General features: G+C 64.0%; 20 protein-coding genes. 11 read left to right on the forward strand and 9 right to left on the reverse strand.

Going from position 1 to position 20425, the window contains the following annotated elements; genetic code table 11:
* Positions 1 to 25: 25 nt before the first annotated feature.
* Positions 26 to 706, reverse strand: coding sequence for an NADPH-dependent F420 reductase (locus AOC05_RS17235; protein WP_062008680.1), 681 nt, complete (start codon positions 704 to 706; stop codon positions 26 to 28).
* 93 nt (positions 707 to 799) lie between these two features.
* Between AOC05_RS17235 and AOC05_RS17240 the strand changes: the two genes are divergently transcribed.
* Complete coding sequence (locus tag AOC05_RS17240) at positions 800 to 1309, forward strand: MarR family winged helix-turn-helix transcriptional regulator (RefSeq protein WP_062008682.1); 510 nt, start codon at positions 800 to 802, stop codon at positions 1307 to 1309.
* A 45-nt stretch (positions 1310 to 1354) separates the two neighbouring features.
* On the opposite strand, the gene AOC05_RS17245 is transcribed toward AOC05_RS17240, so the two are convergent.
* Positions 1355 to 2008, reverse strand: coding sequence for a GntR family transcriptional regulator (locus tag AOC05_RS17245; protein WP_062008688.1), 654 nt, complete (start codon positions 2006 to 2008; stop codon positions 1355 to 1357).
* A gap of 213 nt (positions 2009 to 2221) precedes the next feature.
* On the opposite strand from AOC05_RS17245, the gene AOC05_RS17250 reads away from it, so the two are divergent.
* On the forward strand, positions 2222 to 3229 hold the full coding sequence (locus AOC05_RS17250; protein ID WP_062008690.1) for a 1-aminocyclopropane-1-carboxylate deaminase: 1008 nt from the start codon (positions 2222 to 2224) through the stop codon (positions 3227 to 3229).
* Between the two features lie 113 nt (positions 3230 to 3342).
* On the opposite strand, the gene AOC05_RS17255 is transcribed toward AOC05_RS17250, so the two are convergent.
* A complete protein-coding gene (locus tag AOC05_RS17255) occupies positions 3343 to 4038 on the reverse strand; it encodes a hypothetical protein (RefSeq protein ID WP_062008692.1) in 696 nt (231 codons plus the stop codon).
* 3 nt (positions 4039 to 4041) lie between these two features.
* Positions 4042 to 4422: a hypothetical protein gene (locus AOC05_RS17260; RefSeq protein ID WP_062008694.1), complete on the reverse strand. Its 381-nt coding sequence runs from the start codon at positions 4420 to 4422 to the stop codon at positions 4042 to 4044.
* Positions 4423 to 4761: 339 nt separating this feature from the next.
* Here AOC05_RS17260 and AOC05_RS17265 point away from each other — a divergent pair, with 339 nt between their 5' ends.
* From AOC05_RS17265 to AOC05_RS17275, 4 genes are all read left to right on the forward strand, one after another.
* On the forward strand, positions 4762 to 6558 hold the full coding sequence (locus AOC05_RS17265) for an ABC transporter ATP-binding protein (RefSeq protein WP_082358058.1): 1797 nt from the start codon (positions 4762 to 4764) through the stop codon (positions 6556 to 6558).
* Positions 6558 to 8303 carry an ABC transporter ATP-binding protein gene (locus tag AOC05_RS17270; protein WP_062008696.1) on the forward strand — a complete coding sequence of 582 codons (1746 nt, stop codon included), beginning with the start codon at positions 6558 to 6560 and terminating at the stop codon, positions 8301 to 8303. The genes AOC05_RS17265 and AOC05_RS17270 overlap by 1 nt, the downstream gene beginning before the upstream one ends.
* 106 nt (positions 8304 to 8409) lie before the next feature.
* Positions 8410 to 8550, forward strand: coding sequence for a hypothetical protein (locus tag AOC05_RS19875; protein ID WP_186760491.1), 141 nt, complete (start codon positions 8410 to 8412; stop codon positions 8548 to 8550).
* A gap of 60 nt (positions 8551 to 8610) precedes the next feature.
* Complete coding sequence (locus AOC05_RS17275; protein ID WP_062008697.1) at positions 8611 to 9645, forward strand: LLM class flavin-dependent oxidoreductase; 1035 nt, start codon at positions 8611 to 8613, stop codon at positions 9643 to 9645.
* 82 nt (positions 9646 to 9727) lie between these two features.
* On the opposite strand, the gene AOC05_RS17280 is transcribed toward AOC05_RS17275, so the two are convergent.
* From AOC05_RS17280 to AOC05_RS17300, 5 genes are all read right to left on the reverse strand, one after another.
* The gene (locus AOC05_RS17280; RefSeq protein ID WP_186760490.1) at positions 9728 to 10111 is read right to left on the reverse strand and encodes an RNA-binding S4 domain-containing protein; all 384 of its coding nucleotides are present in this window, start codon (positions 10109 to 10111) and stop codon (positions 9728 to 9730) included.
* Positions 10112 to 10254: 143 nt separating this feature from the next.
* Positions 10255 to 11256, reverse strand: a complete 1002-nt coding sequence (locus AOC05_RS17285; RefSeq protein ID WP_062008699.1) for a sugar phosphate isomerase/epimerase family protein — start codon at positions 11254 to 11256, stop codon at positions 10255 to 10257.
* Complete coding sequence (locus AOC05_RS17290; RefSeq protein ID WP_062008701.1) at positions 11253 to 12446, reverse strand: Gfo/Idh/MocA family protein; 1194 nt, start codon at positions 12444 to 12446, stop codon at positions 11253 to 11255. The genes AOC05_RS17285 and AOC05_RS17290 overlap by 4 nt, the downstream gene beginning before the upstream one ends.
* An 11-nt stretch (positions 12447 to 12457) precedes the next feature.
* Complete coding sequence (locus tag AOC05_RS17295) at positions 12458 to 13564, reverse strand: Gfo/Idh/MocA family protein (RefSeq protein WP_062008703.1); 1107 nt, start codon at positions 13562 to 13564, stop codon at positions 12458 to 12460.
* Positions 13565 to 13568: 4 nt separating this feature from the next.
* A complete protein-coding gene (locus AOC05_RS17300; protein ID WP_062008705.1) occupies positions 13569 to 14303 on the reverse strand; it encodes a sugar phosphate isomerase/epimerase family protein in 735 nt (244 codons plus the stop codon).
* Between the two features lie 138 nt (positions 14304 to 14441).
* Between AOC05_RS17300 and AOC05_RS17305 the strand changes: the two genes are divergently transcribed.
* The 5 genes from AOC05_RS17305 (at position 14442) to AOC05_RS17325 (ending at position 20391) form a co-directional block, all read left to right on the forward strand.
* Positions 14442 to 15689: an ROK family transcriptional regulator gene (locus AOC05_RS17305; RefSeq protein ID WP_082358059.1), complete on the forward strand. Its 1248-nt coding sequence runs from the start codon at positions 14442 to 14444 to the stop codon at positions 15687 to 15689.
* Positions 15690 to 15698: 9 nt separating this feature from the next.
* Complete coding sequence (locus tag AOC05_RS17310) at positions 15699 to 16793, forward strand: LacI family DNA-binding transcriptional regulator (protein ID WP_062008709.1); 1095 nt, start codon at positions 15699 to 15701, stop codon at positions 16791 to 16793.
* Between the two features lie 319 nt (positions 16794 to 17112).
* Positions 17113 to 18417 carry an ABC transporter substrate-binding protein gene (locus AOC05_RS17315; RefSeq protein WP_062008711.1) on the forward strand — a complete coding sequence of 435 codons (1305 nt, stop codon included), beginning with the start codon at positions 17113 to 17115 and terminating at the stop codon, positions 18415 to 18417.
* Positions 18418 to 18575: 158 nt separating this feature from the next.
* Positions 18576 to 19559 (forward strand): carbohydrate ABC transporter permease, encoded by a 984-nt coding sequence (locus AOC05_RS17320; RefSeq protein ID WP_231687139.1) that lies wholly within the window; start codon positions 18576 to 18578, stop codon positions 19557 to 19559.
* Entirely contained in the window at positions 19552 to 20391 is an 840-nt protein-coding gene (locus tag AOC05_RS17325; protein WP_062008713.1) for a carbohydrate ABC transporter permease, read from the forward strand. The genes AOC05_RS17320 and AOC05_RS17325 overlap by 8 nt, the downstream gene beginning before the upstream one ends.
* Positions 20392 to 20425 lie beyond the last annotated feature (34 nt).

Here is a 20425-nt window from a genome sequence, read left to right on the forward strand (position 1 = left end):
TCGACCGGACTGGGTGGCAGGGATATCAGCCGAGACTGGCGCTGAGCTGGCGTTCGACGCCGGCGTCAAGCTGGGCCAGTAACTCTTTTTCAATCCCGGCCATGTCAAAGGTGCCGGTGAAGATCGGGGTGCCCGGCTCAAGCGCGGTGCCGTTGGCCAGCGCCCCGGCATCGACGCCGTCGAACCCCAAGCGCTCCACGAACTCAAGCACTATGGCGCGGGTGGTGTTGTGATCCGAGGCCACCGCCAGGGCGCGGCGGTCGGGGGAGCCGGTCGGGCGGGCGTCGAGCTCAAGCTCGTGGTAGCCAATGTGGTTCAACGACTTAGCCAGAAGTGCCCCGGGGAGGTGGGCCAGGACCATTTCCGAGCTCGACGGCGCATCCTCCAGCTCGGGCATCTCACCATTGGTGTCGCGCCAGTAGTTCATGGTGTCCACCACGTGCTTGCCAGCCAGGGCCGCCGGGTCCAGGCTGCGGAACTTGTGCAACGGGACCGAGAGCACGATCAAATCCGACTCGGCCGTGACCTGGGCGGCGGAGGCGGCAACGGCGCCCGGGGCCATGACCGAAATGATCAAGTCAATGTTCTTAGGGTCCCCCGATGCCGCGATCAGGACGCGGTAGCCTGCCAGTAGTGCCTGGCGTGCCAGGCCGGTCCCCACCTTTCCCGCGCCGAGGATGCCCAGGGTCTGTGTCAGTGCAGTCATGCCGTGAAACTCCATCCATATACGTTGTTATACAGACGATCTTACTCTCATATGATCTGCTGTAAAGCGCAGTGGTGCGTTAGTATGGATGCCATGAGCAATAGCACTGACGTCAAGGGCAGCACCCAGGAGGATTTTGGGTGGACGCTGGGCGTCTTGGTGCGCAACTACCAAAACGCCTCAACCGCAGCCATGGGTGGACTTCCGCATGGGGCCCGCGGGTACCAGGTGCTTGTTGCCGTGGTGGGAGGGGAGTTGCCCAACCAACTGGCGCTCGCCCAGCACCTGGGTATCGACCGCACCGTCATGACTTACTTGATTGACGACTTCGTGCAGGCCGGCCTGGTGGAACGCCAGCTCAGCCCGGTGGACCGCCGCGCCCGCATCGTGGCGGCGACGGACGAAGGCAAGTCCGCGCTGACAGATTTGCAGCGTCGTGTAGCCGAAATCGAAGACGTGGTGCTGGCGGCCCTGGAACCGGCCGAGCGAGAGGTCTTCAGGACCTTGCTGCGCCGCATTGCCTGCCACACCCCCGACGCCAGCGAGAATGGCCTGGGCGCATGCGAGGCCGTTGAGCGGATGCTCGGCTCTGCCGGCAACTAGTTCATGGCCCGCTGTGGCGGGCGCCGGCGGATCGTGTGCGGGTGCCTAGCCGTCCGTCCCCGAGCCAAGGGACAGCCAGTTCTCCCTGCTCGCCAGCGCGGCGGCGTCGGCGTCGCCCATCCCGGCCAGCCGGATGATCTCCGCATGGGCTGTGACCGAATGGCGGGCCGAATGCAAGCTGAAGCGCTGGCGTTCCACCCGCCGCAGCACCGGCAGCGCCGAATCCAGGACCTCGGGAATCATCGCATTGCCGCAGCGCCCAATGAAGACTGAATGAAAGTCGTCGTCTGCAGCCAAGGCGGCGTCCACGTCGTCGTCATCCAGGGCGGCGGAAAACCGGGTGTTTGCGGCCGTCAGTGCGGCCAGGTCCGGGGCACCCAAGGCTGGCACGGCTAGGCGGGTGGCAAGCTCGTGCATGGCGGCCACCACCTGCTGGGCGTTCACCGTGGATCCCGGGTCGAGCGGTGCCACCGTGGTGGCGCGACCGGGTGTGGCGATGATGAGCCCGGCCCGCTCCAGGCGCAGCAGGGCCTCCCGGATGGGCGTCCGGCTCACTCCCAGCCAGGCCTCGAGCTCGGGGTCCTTCAGGCGTTCGCCGGGGGCCAGGGTGCCGTTGACAATGGCGTCCCGGATGGAGTGGTACACGTCCTCACGGAGCAGTGACCGTTTGTGGATTCCTTGGGGAAGGGGAGTGGGCATGCAACATAGAATATATCGCTCGCGGGGGGAAATGGCGCGAAAGCACGAAATCCCTTGACAAACCAGCCTTTCAGTATGCAATATATTGCATATGCTGGTCATAGGTTGTTCCGGTGCGGTCCGGAACAGTGCTAGGCCGGCTAACGGCCATCCCCCACGGCCATCCCCCACGGCCCCGCACACGAGAAGCCCCACCCGAGAAGGATGTCCACCATGGCAATTTCAGACTTTGAGCGTTACCCGCTGACCTTTGGCCCCAGCCCCATCCATGACCTGCCCCGGCTGAGCGCGCACCTGGGCGGGGCAAAGATCTGGGCCAAGCGTGAGGACGTCAACAGCGGACTGGCCTTCGGCGGCAACAAGACCCGCAAGCTGGAATACATTGTCCCGGATGCCATCGCCCAGGGCGCCGACACCCTAGTCTCCATCGGCGGGTACCAGTCGAACCACACCCGCCAGGTGGCCGCCGTCGCCGCCAAGCTGGGCATGAAGGCCCGTCTGGTGCAGGAGAACTGGGTGGACTGTCCGGACCCGCTCTCCGACCGGGTGGGCAACATCCTGCTCTCGCGCATCATGGGAGCCAAGGTCAGCCTTGATCCGGCCGGCTTTGACATCGGCATCCGCAGCAGCTGGGAGCAGGCCATCAAGGAGGTTGAGGACGCCGGCGGTAAGCCGTACCCCATCCCCGCTGGCGCCTCCGAACACCACCTGGGTGGGCTCGGCTTCGCCAACTGGGCCTACGAGGTGGAGCAGCAGGAAAAGACGCTGGGCGTCTTTTTCGACACCATCGTCGTCTGCACTGTCACCGGGTCTACGCACGCGGGCATGATCGCCGGGTTTGCCGGACAGGACCGCACGCGCCGCGTGATCGGCATCGACGCCTCCGCCACCATTGAGAAAACCCGCGCGCAGGTGGCCAGGATAGCGCGTCACACCGCGGCGCTGATCGGCCTGGGCCGGGAGCTGCGCGACGACGAAATCACCGTGCTGGAAGGCTGGGCCGGGGACTACTACGGCACCCCGGTGAAATCCACCATGGACGCAATCCGCCTCACCGGCTCCCTCGAGGGCATGATCATCGACCCCGTCTACGAGGGTAAGTCCATGGCCGGGCTGATCGACCTCGTCAAGAGCCGTGACATCCCGGCCACCAGCAACGTCCTGTACGCGCACTTAGGCGGGCAGTTGGCCCTGAACGCCTACAGCGGGCTGTTCCGCTAGACCCGCACGACGCCAGCACTTAGGTCAGTAAGAGAATCCCGCCTAGGTGCCGACGCGGTGCCTTCTGGCACCCTACAGCTCCCGGGCCGCAGCCTCTCCGGCCTCCAGTTTGGCTAACTTGAGCTCATAGCGCTTTTGCCGGTGTGTCTCCGTCGCCAGCTCGATCCAGTAGGCGCACTCTCTGGCGCCATCAAAACTGGCCACCACCGCGCGGATGAAACGGTTGCTTGGCGGGCCGCCATGCGAATTTCCAGCTGACCCATGTGCGCCGACTGGGGCTTGCGGAAAATGAGGGACACCGAGGGTACCAACCAGAGGAAGTATCCCAGCAGGGAGTCGAAGAGCTTCTCATTCTGCGCGGCAGCGGCGGCCAGGGGGCTTGCGACCGTCAAGACCACGATCACGATCAGCATCACCGCGTAGCCAAGCCCCACGCCGGGGTGCGGGTTGCTCCTGTACAGCGAAATCGCTGTCGCGATTAGGGTAGCCACGATCACTGCGATGGCGACCAGGGTCACCGCGGATCCCAGCAGCTGAAGGGCAGGGAAGCCGCTGAAAGGGATCAGCGTGGCCAGGGTGAAAATCAGGCCGGAGCCGGCCCACCACGTTGCGCGCCTAACCGCTTTTCGCGGCGACACCCGCATCCGGTTCCGTACTGAGACGCCCCACATCCGGTTCCGTACTGAGACGCCCCACATCCGCACCCACCGGCGGGTGTGCAGGCGCATGGAGGTGGCCAGGTGGAACTCGTCGATCTCGCGCTGGGCGGCAGCGTCGCGTTGGCGGACCACCGAGAAGATCACCAGCATCACTCATAGCAGTGCCAGGAAGAACTTGGCGCCCGAATCCGGGTCCGACGGCAGGAAGAACACATTGTGCAGGGCCATCCACATGGTGGCCGCCGCGGCAATCCCCACCAGGAACGTCAGTAGTTCCAGCAACTCATCCAGGGCCATGGCCTGGGGATCGTTGGCGATGCCGAGGGGGTTGCGCTCGCTGAAGACCAGGGCCACCAAGATGGTGACGGTGGCGCCAATAATCCAGCCGTTGGCATCGATCCCAAAGTCGAAGGTGGCGGGGCTGGTGATCGGGGCCAGTAAGCGCTCGGTGAACCGGCCCCACACAACGTTCAGGTCACCGAACGAGCCCATGATGCTCGCGTCCAAGGGGTGGTGGATCTGCAGGATCAACAAGCACATCATCCGCCCGAGGAGCAGCAGCGTTAAGATCCGACGGCGCTGTTCGCGTTTTCCCGGTGGAACCAGGCGAAATACGCCATGTTGTGTTCATGTGATTCAGCCACCAAAACCCCAACGCCGGTACCCGTCCGAGCCGATCCTATCCGACCCCGCCCAACCGGCAGCGGGCCCAACCGGGTCTGCCCTTCCTGTGGGGCAGCGCTGTGGGCTACGCTTGGTGATTGTGAGGTAGAGAACAGCAGTCCCTAGTCACCCGTTGATCGCGCCGACTTCGTTGCGCCGCTTGATCACCTTGGACCCGCCTGCAACCCACCATTTTCCAGGAGGCCCCCCGTGCGCTCATTTCCCTACCCCCAAGTCGGCAGCCCAGACCTGCGTTCCCCGTCCCGCTTCCTGTGGTGGCTTGCCAAAGCCCAGCGGACCACGTTGCTCCTGGGCATCACGTACGGCTCCCTCTGGACACTGTCCCAGGGGCTGATCCCGTATGTCCTGGGACAAGCCGTCGACTTCGGGATCGTGGCCGGGAACTTTGGCGCCCTCTTGGCATGGGTGGGCCTATTGCTGGCCCTGACCGTCATCCAGGCGGTGACTTCCACCCTGCGGCACCGGGCAGCCATCAGCAACTGGATGCAGGCCGCCTACCGGTGCTCGCAGCTGGTGGGTTACAAAGTCACCCGCAGCGGCGACGCCCTGCCACAAAGGTTCTCCACTGGCGAGGTGGTCTCCACCTCGGCCTCCGACGCCATGCGCATCGGCGAGATCTTTGACGTCTCCGCACGGCTCGCTGGCTCGGTGGTGGGCTACCTGCTGGTGACCTTCTTGGTGTTTCAGACTTCATGGCAATTGGGGCTGGTGGTGCTCGTCGGCGTCCCGCTCTGCGGTGCCATGCTGCTGTTCGTGATCCGCCCCCTGCAAAAACGGCAGAAGGAACAGCGCGACGCCGCCGGCAAGATGACGGCGCTGGGTGCCGACACGGTGGCGGGCCTGCGAGTGCTGCGCGGCATTGGCGGCGAGAACATCTTCGTGGAACGGTACCGGGAGCGCTCGCGGGAAACGCAGCTCGCCGGCAACAAGGTGGCGTATTCGCTGGCCGACCTCGACGCCGCCCAGGTGCTTGTGGTGGGTGTCTTCAGTGTCGCGTTCACCTGGATCGGCGCCTTGCAGGCCCTGGCCGGCCAGATCGAAACCGGCCAGCTCGTGGCCCTGTACGGGTACGCCGTCTTCCTGGTCTCGCCCATCCGCAACGCCTCCGACGCCGTCTCCCGCTTTATCCGCGCCAATGTGGGTGCCCGTCGGATCATCGATGTCCTGGACACGCCCTCTGCCGTGCACGACGGCGGCCCCACCGTTGACGGGCCCGCCTCGCCCAGCGTGCTGGTGGACAGCAGCAGCGGTGCCCTGATCCTGCCTGGCCTGCTCACCGGTGTCGTCTCAGCGGACCCCGCAGCGTCCGCGGCCCTAGCCCGACGCCTGGGCCGTTTTGAGGATGCCGTGCTGCGGCAGGCACAGGTGCTGTGGGGTGGGGCCGCTCTGCACTGCATCCCCCTCGGTGAAGTACGGGAACGCATTGTGGTTTCCGACGCCGAGCCGCAGCTTTTCACCGGCACCCTGCGTGAGGAGCTGGACCCGGCGGGGAGGCACAGCGACGCGGACATCATGGCCGCCCTTGACGTGGCCAGTGCTGGCGATGTTTTTGATGGGCTAGAACACGGCCTCGACGACGAGGTTACCGAGAAGGGCCGCGGGTTCTCCGGCGGCCAGCGCCAGCGATTGGTGCTGGCCCGGGCTGTCCTGACGGGGGCCGAGGTGCTGGTGCTCATTGAGCCTACAAGCGCCGTGGACGCCCACACGGAATCCCGGATTGCCGCCGCGCTGCGAACCGAGCGAAGCGAGGCGGCCAACACCACCGTGGTGGTGACGGCCAGCCCGCTCATGCTCGGCGCCATGGACACCGTGCTCTTCCTGGGCAGCGACGGGCTGCTCACCGAGGGAACCCACCGCGAACTCCTGGCGACGGTTGCGGACTACCGCACCGTGGTGATTCGCGGTGCGGGCATGGACGCTCACGCAAGCAACGGCTCCACGCAAAACAAGCGCAACGAAAATTCGATCAGTGAGGGGCAGTGCTAATGGCGGCGAACAAGCTTCCCGTGGCCGATTCGGCCCAGGTTAAGGCCGAGGGCGCCCGGCTCCTGCGCCAACACCGCACGCCGCTCATCGCGGTGGTGGGGCTGTACGTCCTGGCCGCTGTCGCGGGGCTGGCCGGCCCTTTCCTGTTGGGCCGCCTTGTCGATGCCATCAGTCACGGCACCACCGCCTTCTTCGTCACCGAGGTGGCGCTGGTGTTGGCGGGCTTTGTTGCGGTGCAGACGTTCTTGTCCCGCTGGGCCATGCGCAAGGGGATGGTGCTCGGAGAGAAGGTCTTCGCCCAGCTGCGTGAGGAGTTCATGGACCAGGTGACCTCGCTGCCGCTGTCCACCGTGGAAAAGGCGGGCACCGGCGACCTGATCTCACGCACCACCAATGACGTTGACGCGGTCTCCTACACGGTCAGGTTCGGCGTGCCGCAGGTGCTGGTCTCGGTGGCCGCCATTGCGCTGACAGTGGCCGCGGCAGTGTTCACCAGCCCGTTGCTGGCGCTTGCCTTGTTGGTGGGGGCGCCCATGCTGATCCCGGTCACCCGCTGGTACCTTAGGCGCGCCACCCCCGGCTACCTGAGTGAACGGGAAAGTTACGCCGTTCTCAATGGAGCCATCACCGAGACCGTTGAGGGCGCCCGCACCGTTGACGCCCTGAGCCTTGGCCCGCACCGCCGCCGCCGGATAGACGATGCCCTGCGCAACTGCTTTGAACGGGAGAGGTACACGCTGGGCCTGCGCACGGTGCTGTTCCCGGTGGCCGAATTCTCCTTCTGGCTTCCCGTGGCCGCCGTTCTGCTGTGGGGTGGCTGGCTCGCCTCCCACGGCGCGGTCAGTGCCGGCATGGTGGCCACCGTGGCTTTGTATGCCATGCAGCTGATCGACCCCGTGGACACGCTGATCATGTGGATTGATGAGATCCAGGTGGGGGCCTCCTCGCTGGCCCGGATCGTGGGGATCCGCAATGTGGCCGGGGACAGGACCGCCACCGACACCCAGCCGGTGGATGAATCCCTGGTGGTGGATGGCGTCCGGTACGCCTACCGGGAGGGGCATGAGGTGTTGCATGGGATTGATCTGACACTGGTGCAGGGGGAGCGGCTGGCCGTGGTCGGCCCCTCCGGTGCCGGGAAGTCCACCCTGGGCCGTCTCATTGCCGGAATCCACCCGCCCACCCACGGTTCGGTGACAGTGGGCGGGGTGCCGCTGGTGGAACGGCCCTTGGATGAGCTGCACCGCGAGGTGGCCCTGGTGACGCAGGAGCACCACGTTTTTGTCGGGACTCTGGCGGACAACCTGCGCCTGGGTAAGGAGTGTGCCACCGACGTCGAGCTTGAAAAGGCCCTGGCCGACGTCGGATCCCTGGCCTGGGTGCGCGCGCTGCCCCAGGGTCTGGCAACGGAGGTGGGCTCGGGTGGCCACACCCTGACGCCGGGGCAGGCCCAGGAATTGGCGCTTGCCCGCCTGGTGCTGGCCGATCCACACACGCTGGTGCTGGATGAGGCGACGTCGCTGATCGACCCGGCCGCGGCCCGCGAGCTGGAGTTTTCCCTCAGCGCGGTGTTGGAGGGGCGGACGGTGGTGGCCATTGCACACAGGCTGCATACCGCGCACGACGCCGACCGGGTGGCCGTGGTGGAAGGCGGCCGGATCTGCGAGCTTGGGTCCCACGAGGAGTTGCTGGCCAAGGGTGGCGCGTATGCGGCTCTCTGGAATTCCTGGCGGCGGGACACCTAGGCGCAGTACCTGTTCCGAGCCCGGAAATGGGCGTAACGTTCAGAGCAGGGGGCGCGTTGGGCCGGATGGTCCGGTGCGTAGGGACTGAATGCACTAGGAGTTCACCATGCCTGACAAACAGCCACACCACCACGAACACAAGAAGTTGGACAAGGGTCACGCCATCAAGGCCAAACGGGCGGAGAAGAAGGCCAGGGGATCCGCCGACGAGTCGGTCGATCCTGTTGCGCATATCAAAAAGCGCTAGCAGGTTCATCTATATGCAAATATATGGAATTGCCGATCTTCGGGCAGGGTTGTGCTTGGCATGAAGCGAATTGGATTTCTGTCCTTCGGGCACTACGGTACCGGCCGCGGCTCCAAAACCAACACTGCGGCCGACGCCCTCCACCAGGCCATCGACCTGGCCGTAGCAGCGGAGGAGCTGGGCATTGACGGCGCCTTCTTCCGGGTGCACCACTTCGCCCGGCAACAGGGCGCACCATTCCCGCTCATGGCCGCCATCGCCGCCCGCACCAGCCGGATAGAAATCGGCACCGGCGTGATCGACATGCGCTATGAGAATCCGCTCTATATGGCCGAGCAGGCGGCGGCGACCGACCTGATCAGCGACGGACGGCTGCAACTGGGCGTCAGCCGCGGTTCACCGGAGCCCGCCGCGAATGGTGCCGCCGATTTTGGCTACCACCCCGAAGACGGGGAATCCGTTGCCGACATGGCCCGGCGCCACACGGCCACGTTCCGCAACGCGATCGCCGGTGCGGGAGTGGCCGAGCCCGCCCCGCACGCCTATATGGGCGGGGAACGGTTGCTACGCATCGAGCCGCAATCCCCGGGTCTGGCACAGCGCATTTGGTGGGGAGCCGGCTCCCGCAGTACAGCCGTGTGGGCTGCCCGGCAAGGCATGAACCTAATGAGCTCAACGCTGCTCACCGAGGACACAGGCGTGCCCTTTGATCAGCTCCAGGCCGAGCAGATTCTGCTCTTCCGGGATGAGTGGGCCAAGGCCGGGCACGCCTTCACACCCCGGGTATCGGTGAGCCGCAGCGTCATCCCCGTCGTGGATGATGAGGACCGGATGTACTTCGGGCTACGCTCGCAGGCCGAGAACAAAGACCAGGTGGGCATGATTGACGGGCTGCTATCCCGCTTTGGCAAGAGCTATATGGGAGACCCGGCCGACATCGCCGGCGACTTGGCCGCCGATGAGGCCGTGCAGGCGGCCGACACCTTGATGCTGACGGTTCCGAACCAGCTGGGTGTTGCTTACTGTACAAAGATGCTGGAAAACATTGCCAAGTACATCGCCCCGGCCATCGGCTGGACTCCGGCAACGGCGTAAGCCAGCAGTCCCGGCAGGCTCTCGTGCCGCCGTCGTGCATTGGAGGACGACGGCGGCAGCCAGAATCCATGCCCGGAGAGGATCAGTCCTCGCCGCGCAACCTGTCCATGTCGCGGCGGTCCTTCTTGGTGGGTCGGCCGGTGCCCCGGTCGCGCTGCGGCAGTCCCAGTGCCGGCAGCAGTGGGCGCGGTGGGGTGTGGTCGGTGAAGCAGTGCGAGGCCGCCTCCGCACCCACCCGCTTGTTGATCAGGCGGCGTACTTCCAGAATGCGGTCGTAACCGGGCTGGCGGACTCGGATGGTGTCGCCCGGAACCACGATGTGGGAGGCCTTGGCATTGACGTCGTTGAGCTTCACATGACCGGCGCGGCAGGCAGCCGTGGCCGCCGAACGCGTCTTGTAGGCCCGGATGGACCACAACCAGGCGTCGATGCGGACCGAGGCGGGGGCAGCTTTTGGAATGCTCATGATGGATTCCACTCTAGTGCCGCCATCAGGACGCGCCGCCATCCACCACCGGCGCTGAGAACGGGGCCAACTCGCGGCGACGGGGTATCTTGTCGGTGCGTTCGCGGGTTGGCCCCGGTTTGGCGGATCGGGTCCCGGTAAGATCAGGCCTGGTTGCTGAACGCGGCGTCGAAGGAGAGTGCGGACGGGGCGAAGTTGAACTTCTTCAGGGCCGCCAACGCTTCAGGCGCCCCCTGCAGCCGGTCCATGCCGGCGTCCTCCCATTCGATGGAGATGGGGCCGTCATAGCCGATGGAGGTCAAGGCACGGAAGGATGACTCCCAGGGCACGTCGCCGCGACCCGCCGAGACGAAGTCCCAGCCGCGGCGGGGATCACCCCACGGCAGGTGGGAGCCCATGACGGTGTTCCGGCCCGTGGGGCGCAGCTTCGTATCCTTGCAATCCACATGGTAGATCCGGTCCTTGAAGTCCCAGATGAAGGAGACCGGGTCGATCCCCTGCCACATGAAGTGTGACGGGTCCCAGTTCAGCCCAAACGCGGGCCGGTGCCCGATCGCCTCCAGGGTCCGCACCGTGGTCCAGTAGTCGTAGGCGATCTCGGAAGGGTGCACCTCGTGGGCAAAGCGCACACCGCATTCGTCAAAGACGTCCAAAATGGGGTTCCACCGGTCGGCGAAGTCCTGGTAGCCGGCGTCGATCACCGATTCCGGGACCGGCGGGAACATGGCCACGTACTGCCAGATCGAGGAGCCGGTAAACCCCACAACGGTCTTTACCCCCAGGGCCTGGGCCAGGCGTGCGGTCAGTTTCATCTCCTCGGCGGCGCGCTGGCGCACACCTTCGGGGTCGCCGTCGCCCCACACCTTGGTGCCGACAATCCCCTGGTGGCGGAAGTCGATGGGGTCATCGCACACGGCCTGGCCCTTGAGATGGTTGGAGATGGCCCATACCTTCAGGCCGTACCGCTCAAGCATGGCCAACTTGCCGGCAACGTATCCGGGCTCATCCCACCGCCACGGGTCCAAGTGGTCCCCGGAGCAGGCGATTTCCAGTCCGTCATAGCCCCATCCTGCGGCAAAGCGGGCCACGTCTTCAAGTGGGAGATCGGCCCACTGGCCGGTGAACAAGGTGTACGGGCGGGTCATGAAAAGCTCCTGGAAGAATCGGCGGTTTCGGCAAGCTCAACCACCGGGATGGTGGCGCAGCTGGCTGCGGAGGACGCTTCGATGGCGGCCAGCACGTTTTGCACGCTCAAGCCCTCCTCGAACGACGGCGAAGGGTCCGTGCCGTTGGCAATGTCCAGCAGGAAGTCGCGGACCTGGTGGGTGAAGCTGTGCTCCCAGCCAATCACATGGCCCTGCGGCCACCAGCCGGAAATGTACGGGTGCTCGGGTTCGGTGACCAGGATCCTCCTGAAACCCTGCAGTTCCACAGGGTCCGTGCCGTCCAGGAAGTACAGCTCGTTCGGGCTCTCTAGGTTGAAGGTCAGAGACCCGGCCGTGCCATAGATTTCCATCCGCAGGGCATTTTTTTGCCCCAACGCCACGCGGGAAACATCCACGCTGGCCACCGCGCCCCGCGAGAGGGAGAGCGTAGCCCAGGCGGCGTCGTCGACCGTGACAGGCTCCGGCCCATGGGGGCCGGCACGCTCGGTGACGAAGGTGTGCAACCGCCCGGAAACCTCCGAGACGGTGTCGTTGAGCAAGTATTGGACCTGGTCAATGGCATGCGAGGCAATGTCTCCCAGCGCCCCGGATCCCGCTGTTTCCTTGCGCAGCCGCCATGCCATCGGCGCGTTCTCATCGGCCAGCCAGTCTTGCAGGTACGACGCGCGGGCCTGACGGATGGTGCCTAGCTTGCCGTCGGCGATGAGCTGCCGGGCGAAGGCCAGCGCCGGAATGCGGCGGTAGGTGAAGCCCACCATGGAGCGCACCCCTTTGACACGGGCCTTCTGGGCGGCTGCCACCATGGCCTTCCCTTCCTCCACAGTGTTTGCCAGCGGCTTCTCCACGAGCACGTGCTTGCCGGCGGCCAACGCGGCAATGGCGATCTCCGCGTGCAGCCAGCCGGGAGCACAGATGTCGACGATGTCGATGTCTTCCCGGGCAATGACCTCCCGCCAATCCGTGGCCGATTCACTCCAGCCGTACTTGCTTGCCGCGGCGGCGACGGCGTCGGCATCCCTGCCCACCAGCACCTTCTGTTCAAAGGCGGGCACGTCAAAGTGGTTTGCCACGGTGCGCCACGCGTGGGAGTGCGCCTTGCCCATGAAGGCGTAGCCAATGGCGGCCACACCCAACGGGCGGTGCGGTGCGAGGGTTTGGGAGGAGGTCATCTGAGGGGTTCCTAGAGGGTTGCTTTGGTGGGATTCCAGTCAACGGGCAACGCCGGGGACTGGGGGGCTGTGCTGTCGACGCTGACAAATTCGCCGCTGTCGACGGATTCTGCGATCGAGACCATGGCGTCGAGCACGTGATAGGCGAGTTCACCCGGCGCGCGGTGGGGGACGTCGGCCCGGATGGAGCGTGCCATATCCAGCACGCCCATGCCACGGCCATTGGCCGGGCCGCGCGCTTGGACGGTGCCCCAATCGTCTTCGCCGCGTTTGCACAGCATGATATCGCCGTCGAAGTTGTTCGGATCCGGCAGCGAAAGAGTGCCCTCGGTCCCGGTGATTTCAACAAAGCCCATCCGCGCCTTGGGGGACTCGAAACTGAAGACGCTGTGCGAGGAGGCGCCGGATTCAAACAGGGCCAGCGCGCTGACATGGGTGGGGACCTCGACGTCGAACACCTCGCCTGCCTTGGGGCCCGAACCGATGGTGCGGGTGGGGAAGGCGGTGGAGCCGACGGCGGCCACCTTGGCGATGGGCCCGAAAGTCTGGATCAGCGCCGTCAGATAGTAGGGGGCCATGTCGAACAGCGGCCCGGCACCTTCCTGGAACAGGAAGGCGGGGTTCGGGTGCCAGGATTCCGGTCCGGGGGACTGGAACATGGTCAGGGCAGTCAACGGTGTGCCGATTTCACCGGCGTCGATCAGGCGGCGTGCCGTCTGCAGTCCGGCACCGAGGAAGGTGTCCGGTGCGCAACCGAGCCGCACACCGGCAGCTTGTGCTTCTTTTAGCAGACCCAGGCCGCTTTTACGGTCAAGGGAGAACGGCTTTTCCGTCCACACATGCTTGCCCGCCCGCACCGCTGCCGTGGCAACTTCCACATGCGCGGCGGGGATGGTCAGGTTGACCACAATCTCGACGTCCGGGTGGTTCAGGGCCACGTCCACTCCGCCGGAAATTGCGATCCCATATTCGGCGGCACGTGCGGCGGCCGCCTCCTCAAAGAGGTCTGCCACCACCAGTACCAACAAGTCAGGGAACGTGGTCAGGTTGTCCAGGTATTGCTTGCTGATGTTGCCCGCGCCAATGATGGCGACGCCAACGGGTCCGGTCTTGGCCATAGGATCAGGCCTTTCCGGCGTTCAGGAAGGCAAGGCTCTCAGCAATGCCATCGAAGATGTCGCCGGCGTAGTCGTCAAACTCCACCACGCCGACCTCCAAAGACTTGGCAGCGCCAATGACGTCCCAGATGGGGACCTCACCCTGACCGGCGGGGAGCTGTGCCTTGGTGTCGTTGTTGAGGGGGCCGTCCTTGATATGGATGTACTTCACGCGTTCGCCCAGACTGGTGAGGATATCCACGGCGTTCGCACCGCCCACGGAGACCCAGTAGGTGTCGACCTCCAGCACCAGCTCCGGATCCAGCAGGGTTTCAAAGTACTCAAGCGCCGTGGTGCCGTTGATCTTGGACTCCAGCTCCCAGGCGTGGTTATGGTATCCGACGCGGATGCCGTACCCGGCACCTTTCTTGGCTGCGGCGTTCAAGCCGGCGGCGGTCTCTTGGATGTCTTCTTCGGTTTGCCATTGTTCGGCCGGGATGTACGGGTCAATAACCGTGGTGATACCCAGCTTGTTGGCCGCGGCAAAGATCTCATCCTGGTCGGCGCTGAGCAAGGGTGCATGGCCCGACGGTGCTGTGATGCCGTGTCGCGTGAACGCCGCGGCAAGGGCATCTGCGGTGGCCACAAAGTTGTAGGGCTCCACCTTGGTGAAGCCAAGCTCTGCCACACGGGCCATGGTGCCGGCCAGGTCTTCCTCGAGGGGCTTGCGAACAGAGTACAACTGCAGCGAATACGTCATTGGGTTCTCCTCGCGAGCTTGGATAGGTGTTCAACTCCAAGCTAAAGGAACTTTTGACGACGGTCAAGCAAAAGTTGGCACAGAAACGAATAACTATCGGATTGTGACAGATAGAAGCCCATGTGTTATTTATTGTGGATGCAACAGAGTCCAGTTTTGTCCCTGCCCGGGAACGCCTCTCCGAGCACTGGTGAGGGTACCGAGGCCTTTGGTCAGCCTTTTGCCCGCTCGCGTGCTGGTGATGTCTTTCAACTTCTGCGTGACGGCCGGGCGCGGACCCGTGCGGAACTTGCCGAGATCACCGGTCTGGCCCGTTCCACGGTGGCCGCCCGGATTGACGCGCTGAGCGCCGCGGGGCTGATCGGCCCGGCAGGTGAGGCCGTCTCCTCTGGGGGGCGTCCGCCGTCCCGCTTTGCTTTCCAGCCCTCCGCCCGGGTCATTTTGGCCGTCGATGTCGGCGCCACGCACGTCCTGATTGGCCTTCTTGACCTCAGCGGCACGGTGCTGAGTGAACGGCGCGAGTCCATTGATATCTCCGCCGGCCCCACGCCTGTGCTGGATTCTGTGTTGGAGCTCTGTGGCCAGCTCTTTTCGCAGGCAGGGCGCCACGAACGGGAACTGGTGGGTATCGGAATAGGCCTGCCGGGGCCCGTAGAACACTCCACCGGGAAGCCGGCCAGCCCTCCCATCATGCCCGGCTGGGACGGTTTCGATGTCCCAGGTTATGTTCAAAAACGCTTCTCCGTGGACGTCCTGGTGGATAACGATGTCAACATCATGGCCCTCGGGGAACGCGCCGCTTTCTGGCCCAACGCCGGGAATTTGCTGTTCATCAAGGTGGCTACGGGCATTGGCGCAGGCATCATCAGTGGCGGGCTGTTGCAGCGCGGCGCCGATGGCACCGCGGGCGATATTGGCCATGTTCGGGTTCCAAGGGGTTCTGAGGTGATGTGCCGTTGTGGGAACTTCGGCTGCCTTGAGGCAATGGCTTCCGGACCTGCCGTGGCCGCGGCGTTGGCGGCCAGCGGGGTGCCCGCCAAAACCGGTGAGGACGTGCTGGATTTAGCCCGGCGCGGAAACCTGGCGGCCATTGCGGCCATGCGGCAGGCCGGCCGGGATATCGGCGACGTTTTGGCGGCGTGCGTGAACCTGCTCAACCCCTCCGTCATTGTCATTGGCGGCGGCCTGTCCTGCGCAGGCGAGTACCTGATGGCGGGGGTGCGCGAGATTGTGTATCAGCGTTCCCTGCCGCTGGCCACTGCCCAGCTGCGGATTGTGCAGTCGATGGCGGCCGACCACGCAGGTGTCCTGGGCGCCGGGCGTATGGTGATTGACCACGTCCTGGCCCCCGCCAGCGTGGAGCACCTGGTTCAGCGACAGCAGTAGGGGCATCCCGTGGCCAAGGTGACGATCGCCGGTCTGGCGCAACGGTTGGGGATCTCCAAGGCCTCGGTTTCCTACGCCCTCAACGGCAGGGCCGGCGTTGGCCCAGACACGCGCGAACGCGTCCTGGCTTTGGCGCAGGAGCTTGGCTGGTACCCCAGTTCCAGCGCCCGCGCCTTGTCGCAGGCCCGCAGTGAAACCATCGGGATTGTACTATTGCGTGATCCGGAGCATGTTGGTTCGGAGCCCTTCTACATGAGCGTCTTGGCCGGCATTGAGGCCGTCCTGAGTTCCCGAGAGCTGAACCTGATGCTGCGCATTGTGGCGCCCGACGGCGGCGGGGCACCGATTGTGGGCGGCGCGGATGTGAAGCCTTTAGCCGGGCCTCCTGCCGGGCGCCGGGACCTGGCTGTGTACCGGCGCTGGGCGGGCGAGAGCCGGGTGGACGGCGTCCTTTTGTTTGACGAAGTGCGCAGCGATCCCCGCGGCCCCCTGCTGGGAAGTCTTGGGTTGCCGTATGTGCAGGTGGGTGGATCCGCCGCCTCTGGCGCCCGTGGCGGATCCACCACCGTGGACCAGTCCATGGATGCAGCCACCGTAACTGATGCGCTTCACAGCCTGGGGCACCGGCATTTCGCCTACGTTTCAGGCCCACCGGATCTGGCCCATGAGGACCTGCGTAGTGCCTCGCTCGCGGCCCACGCGCGCAGGCTGGGGATGACGCTGGTCACGAGCGCCTCGGACTACACGGCACCCGACGGGGAAGCGGCCACCATTGCCGTCATGGCCGGGGTTGCGCCCGGTTCGGAGGGCTTTCCCACCGCCATCGTCTATGGGAACGACCTTATGGCTATGGGTGGCCTGGCAGCGTTGCAGCGGTTGGGGATTCCGGTCCCGGCGCAGGTGTCCGTGGTCAGTTGGGATGACTCGATCATGTGCCAGTTCAGTTCCCCTCCGGTGGCGGCCATGGCACGCAATGTGACCGAACTTGGGCGTCAGTCGGCGTTGTTGCTCTTGAATATCATCGATGGACACGCCGCGACTAACCGGGCGATGCCCGCAGGTGTTCTACAGCACCGTTCAAGCCTGGGTGCCGCGCGTCCCTAGCGCTGACGCTCTCGACCGAACCCGTCCCCACAAGGGAGATTAACCGGTTCAGTTTCTTGGCTCACATGACGCAACATGTCAGCAGCACCGTAATTTCAGCACTTTTCGCCCTGGATTCCCTACAACTCGGCTACTGGCGGCGATCGCTTCTCTGATCTGCTTGTTTGAACATCATAAGATTCAAAAGATTTGTTTACTTTTGATTGACGGTCGGCATAAGTTCGTCTAGGTTTGGTCTCAAGTCCTGCAACGGGTTTTCCCCACGCCGTGACCAACAAGTTTTCTCCGGATTCTCTCCATAGACAAGGAAGTCAAAGAAGTGAAAATTCGTACTTTTGCCGCAGCAGCGGCGATCGCGGCACTTGCGATCACAGCGACGGGCTGCAGTGGCGGCACGAACAGCGGCTCCTCCGATTCTGGTGGAAAGACGCTCACCTACTGGGCCAGCAATCAAGGCACCAGCTTGGACAATGACAAGGAAGTCCTCACCCCGCAGCTGAAGAAGTTTGAGGATGAGACCGGCATCAAGGTCAATTTGGAGGTCATCGGCTGGAACGATCTTCAGACACGCATCCAGACGGCCGTCACGTCGGGTCAGGCGCCTGATGTTTTGAACATCGGCAACACCTGGGCAGCTTCCCTGCAGTCCACCGGGGCCTTCATGCCCTTTGACTCAGCCGCCTTTGACGCCATTGGGGGCAAGGACAAGTTCGTCAAGACAGCCATGGACACCGGCGGTGTTCCCGGCCAGGATCCCACCTCAGTTCCGCTGTACGGACTGGCCTACGGTCTGTACTACAACAAGGCCATGTTCAGCGAAGCCGGCCTGACGCCGCCCACCACGTGGGAGGAAATGGTGGCCGATGCCAAGAAGCTGACCACCGGGGACAAATACGGTTTCTCACTCGCCGCCGGCAGCTACACGGAAAATTCACACTTTGCCTTTATCAACGCAGCCCAGAACGGCGCAGAGTTCTTTGGCGCGGATGGAAAACCCACCTTCACCTCCGCCGGAATCGTCGACGGCATCTCCCGCTATCTTGATTTGATGCAGACCGACAAGGTCGTCAACCCGGCCAACGCACAGTATGACAACGGCACCCAGGCCATCAACGACTTTGCCAATGGCAAGGTTGGCATGGTCCTGAGCCAGAACAACGCCGACAGCTCCATCGCCTCCCAGGGCATGAAGAACGACGCCTACGGCGTGGTCGCCTTCCCGGCGCCCACGGGTGGCAAGGATGTGGCCACCATGGTGGCTGGCATCAACATGTCCATCTTCAAGAACACCAAGAACAAAGACGCGGCCCTGCAGTTTGTGAAGTTCATGACCAGCGAGGCCACGCAGGGAGTCCTGGACAAGTCCTTTGCCGCGCTCCCGGTGCTCAATGGGGTCAAACCGAGCTTCACCGACAATGCCGAGGAAGCCAAGACCTTTGCGGACATCTACGCCAACAAGTCCAAGCCGTTGCCGCTTGTAGCTGCCGAGGACCAGTTTGAAAGCACAGTGGGCAAGGCCATGAACCAGATGTTCGCCAAGGTGGCCTCCGGTGGCACCGTCTCCAAGTCAGACATCAAGGCCGCGCTGACCACCGCCCAGCAGGCAGTCGAAGCAGCCGGATAGTCCACACGCCCTCCCATGCTCGGCTCGCAAGCGAGACGAGCATGGGAGGGCGTGTGGGCCCAATCGCCTCGGGCGTGTGGGCCCAACTAGACAAGGAAGGGGCGGGCCGCAACGCCCGGTCCGCCACTTCCCACATCGAGTCTTCCAACGAAAGGTGCGTGTCCGCAGTGTCTGCTTCCACCGCCGTAAAAAAATCCGGTGCCGCTGCTGGCGCCCCCGGCGGCAAGGCCCGTAAGGCCCGCCGTAAAGGCTGGTGGCTGCCCTACGCGCTGCTTGCCCCGGCAGTCATCTTTGAGCTCGTCATCCACGTCATTCCCATGGTGACGGGGATCTGGATGAGTTTCCTCAAACTCACCAAGATGTTCATTGCCAACTGGGGAAACGCGCCATTTATTGGACTCAAGAATTACGCTGTGGCCCTCGATTTCAATTCCGCCGTGGGCATGGGGCTGCTCAAGTCGTTCGGCATCACCGTGGCCTTCACCATCATCGTGGTGGGACTCTCCTGGGGGTTCGGCATGGCGGCCGCCATTGCACTGCAAAAGGCCTTCCGTGGCAGGGCGGTATTCCGCACCTTGTTTCTTATCCCTTACGCCCTGCCCATGTACGCGGGCGTCATCGCGTGGAAGTTCATGCTGCAAAAGGATAGTGGCGCACTGAACCACCTCCTCTTTGACAACCTTGGACTACCGGGGGACAAGCCGTTCTGGCTGATTGGCGACAACGCGTTCGCCGCCGTCGTCGTCGTCGCCATCTGGCGTCTGTGGCCCTTCGCCTTCTTGATGCTGATGGCTGGCCTGCAATCCATTCCCACTGACGTCTACGAGGCCTCAGCAGTGGATGGGGCCAAGCCGCTTCGCCAGTGGTGGGCCATCACGTTGCCCATGCTGCGCCCCATCAACATGGTCCTGGTCCTTGTCATGTTCCTGTGGACCTTCAACGACTTCAACACCCCCTTCGTCCTCTTTGGCGGCTCACAGCCCCCGGCAGGCGACCTGATCTCCTTCCACATTTACAATGCGTCATTCTTGACCTGGAACTTTGGCTCAGGTGCTGCCATGTCGGTGCTGCTCCTGTTGTTCCTGCTGGTGGTCAGCGGAATCTACCTTCTCTTCATGAACCGGAGGAAAGACAATGCATGAAACGACCGGCGCCAAAGTTTTTAGAATCGTCACCATCACGCTGCTGAGCATCTTCACCATCATCCCCATCTACGTCATGGTGATCTCTGGTATGAAGCCCCTGCAAGATGTTCAAAACGAATTTTCGTGGTGGCCCAGCACGTTGACACTGCAACCGTACGTGGACATGTGGCAGACCGTGCCGCTGGCCAGCTACTTCATGAATTCCGTCATCGTCTCTACCGTGGCCACTGTCCTCTCGCTGATCATTGCGATTTTCGCCTCCTACGCCATCTCGCGGTACAAGTTCCGCGGCCGCTCAGTTTTTTCCGGCACCGTGCTGTCCACCCAGATGCTGCCGGGCGTCTTGTTCCTGCTGCCCCTGTTCCTGATCTTCGTCAACATCAACACAAACTTTGGGATTCAGCTGGTGGGCACCCGCACCGGCCTGATCATCACCTACCTGACGTTCTCGCTGCCATTCTCCATCTGGATGCTGGCCGGCTACTTCGACGGCATCCCGCGCGAACTCGACGAGGCCGCCAAGGTTGATGGTTGCGGCCCCATGCGGGCACTGATCCGGGTGATCTTGCCCGCTGCCCGGCCAGGACTGGTGGCCGTCGCCATCTACAGCTTCATGACCAGTTGGGGTGAAGTCTTGTTCGCATCCGTCATGACCACCGACGCCAACCGCACCCTCGCCGTGGGATTGCAGCTGTACTCGACGCAGACCAACGTGTACTGGAACCAGATTATGGCCGCCTCCGTGGTGGTCAGTATCCCCATCGTCATAGGGTTCTTGCTCCTGCAAAAGAACTTCGTGGCGGGGCTGACCGCCGGTGCCGTGAAATAACGGTGCCATAGCTCACCGGTCACGGCATAGCGTG

The sequence above is a fragment of the Arthrobacter alpinus genome, from assembly GCF_001294625.1.
GTDB lineage: Bacteria > Actinomycetota > Actinomycetes > Actinomycetales > Micrococcaceae > Specibacter > Specibacter alpinus_A.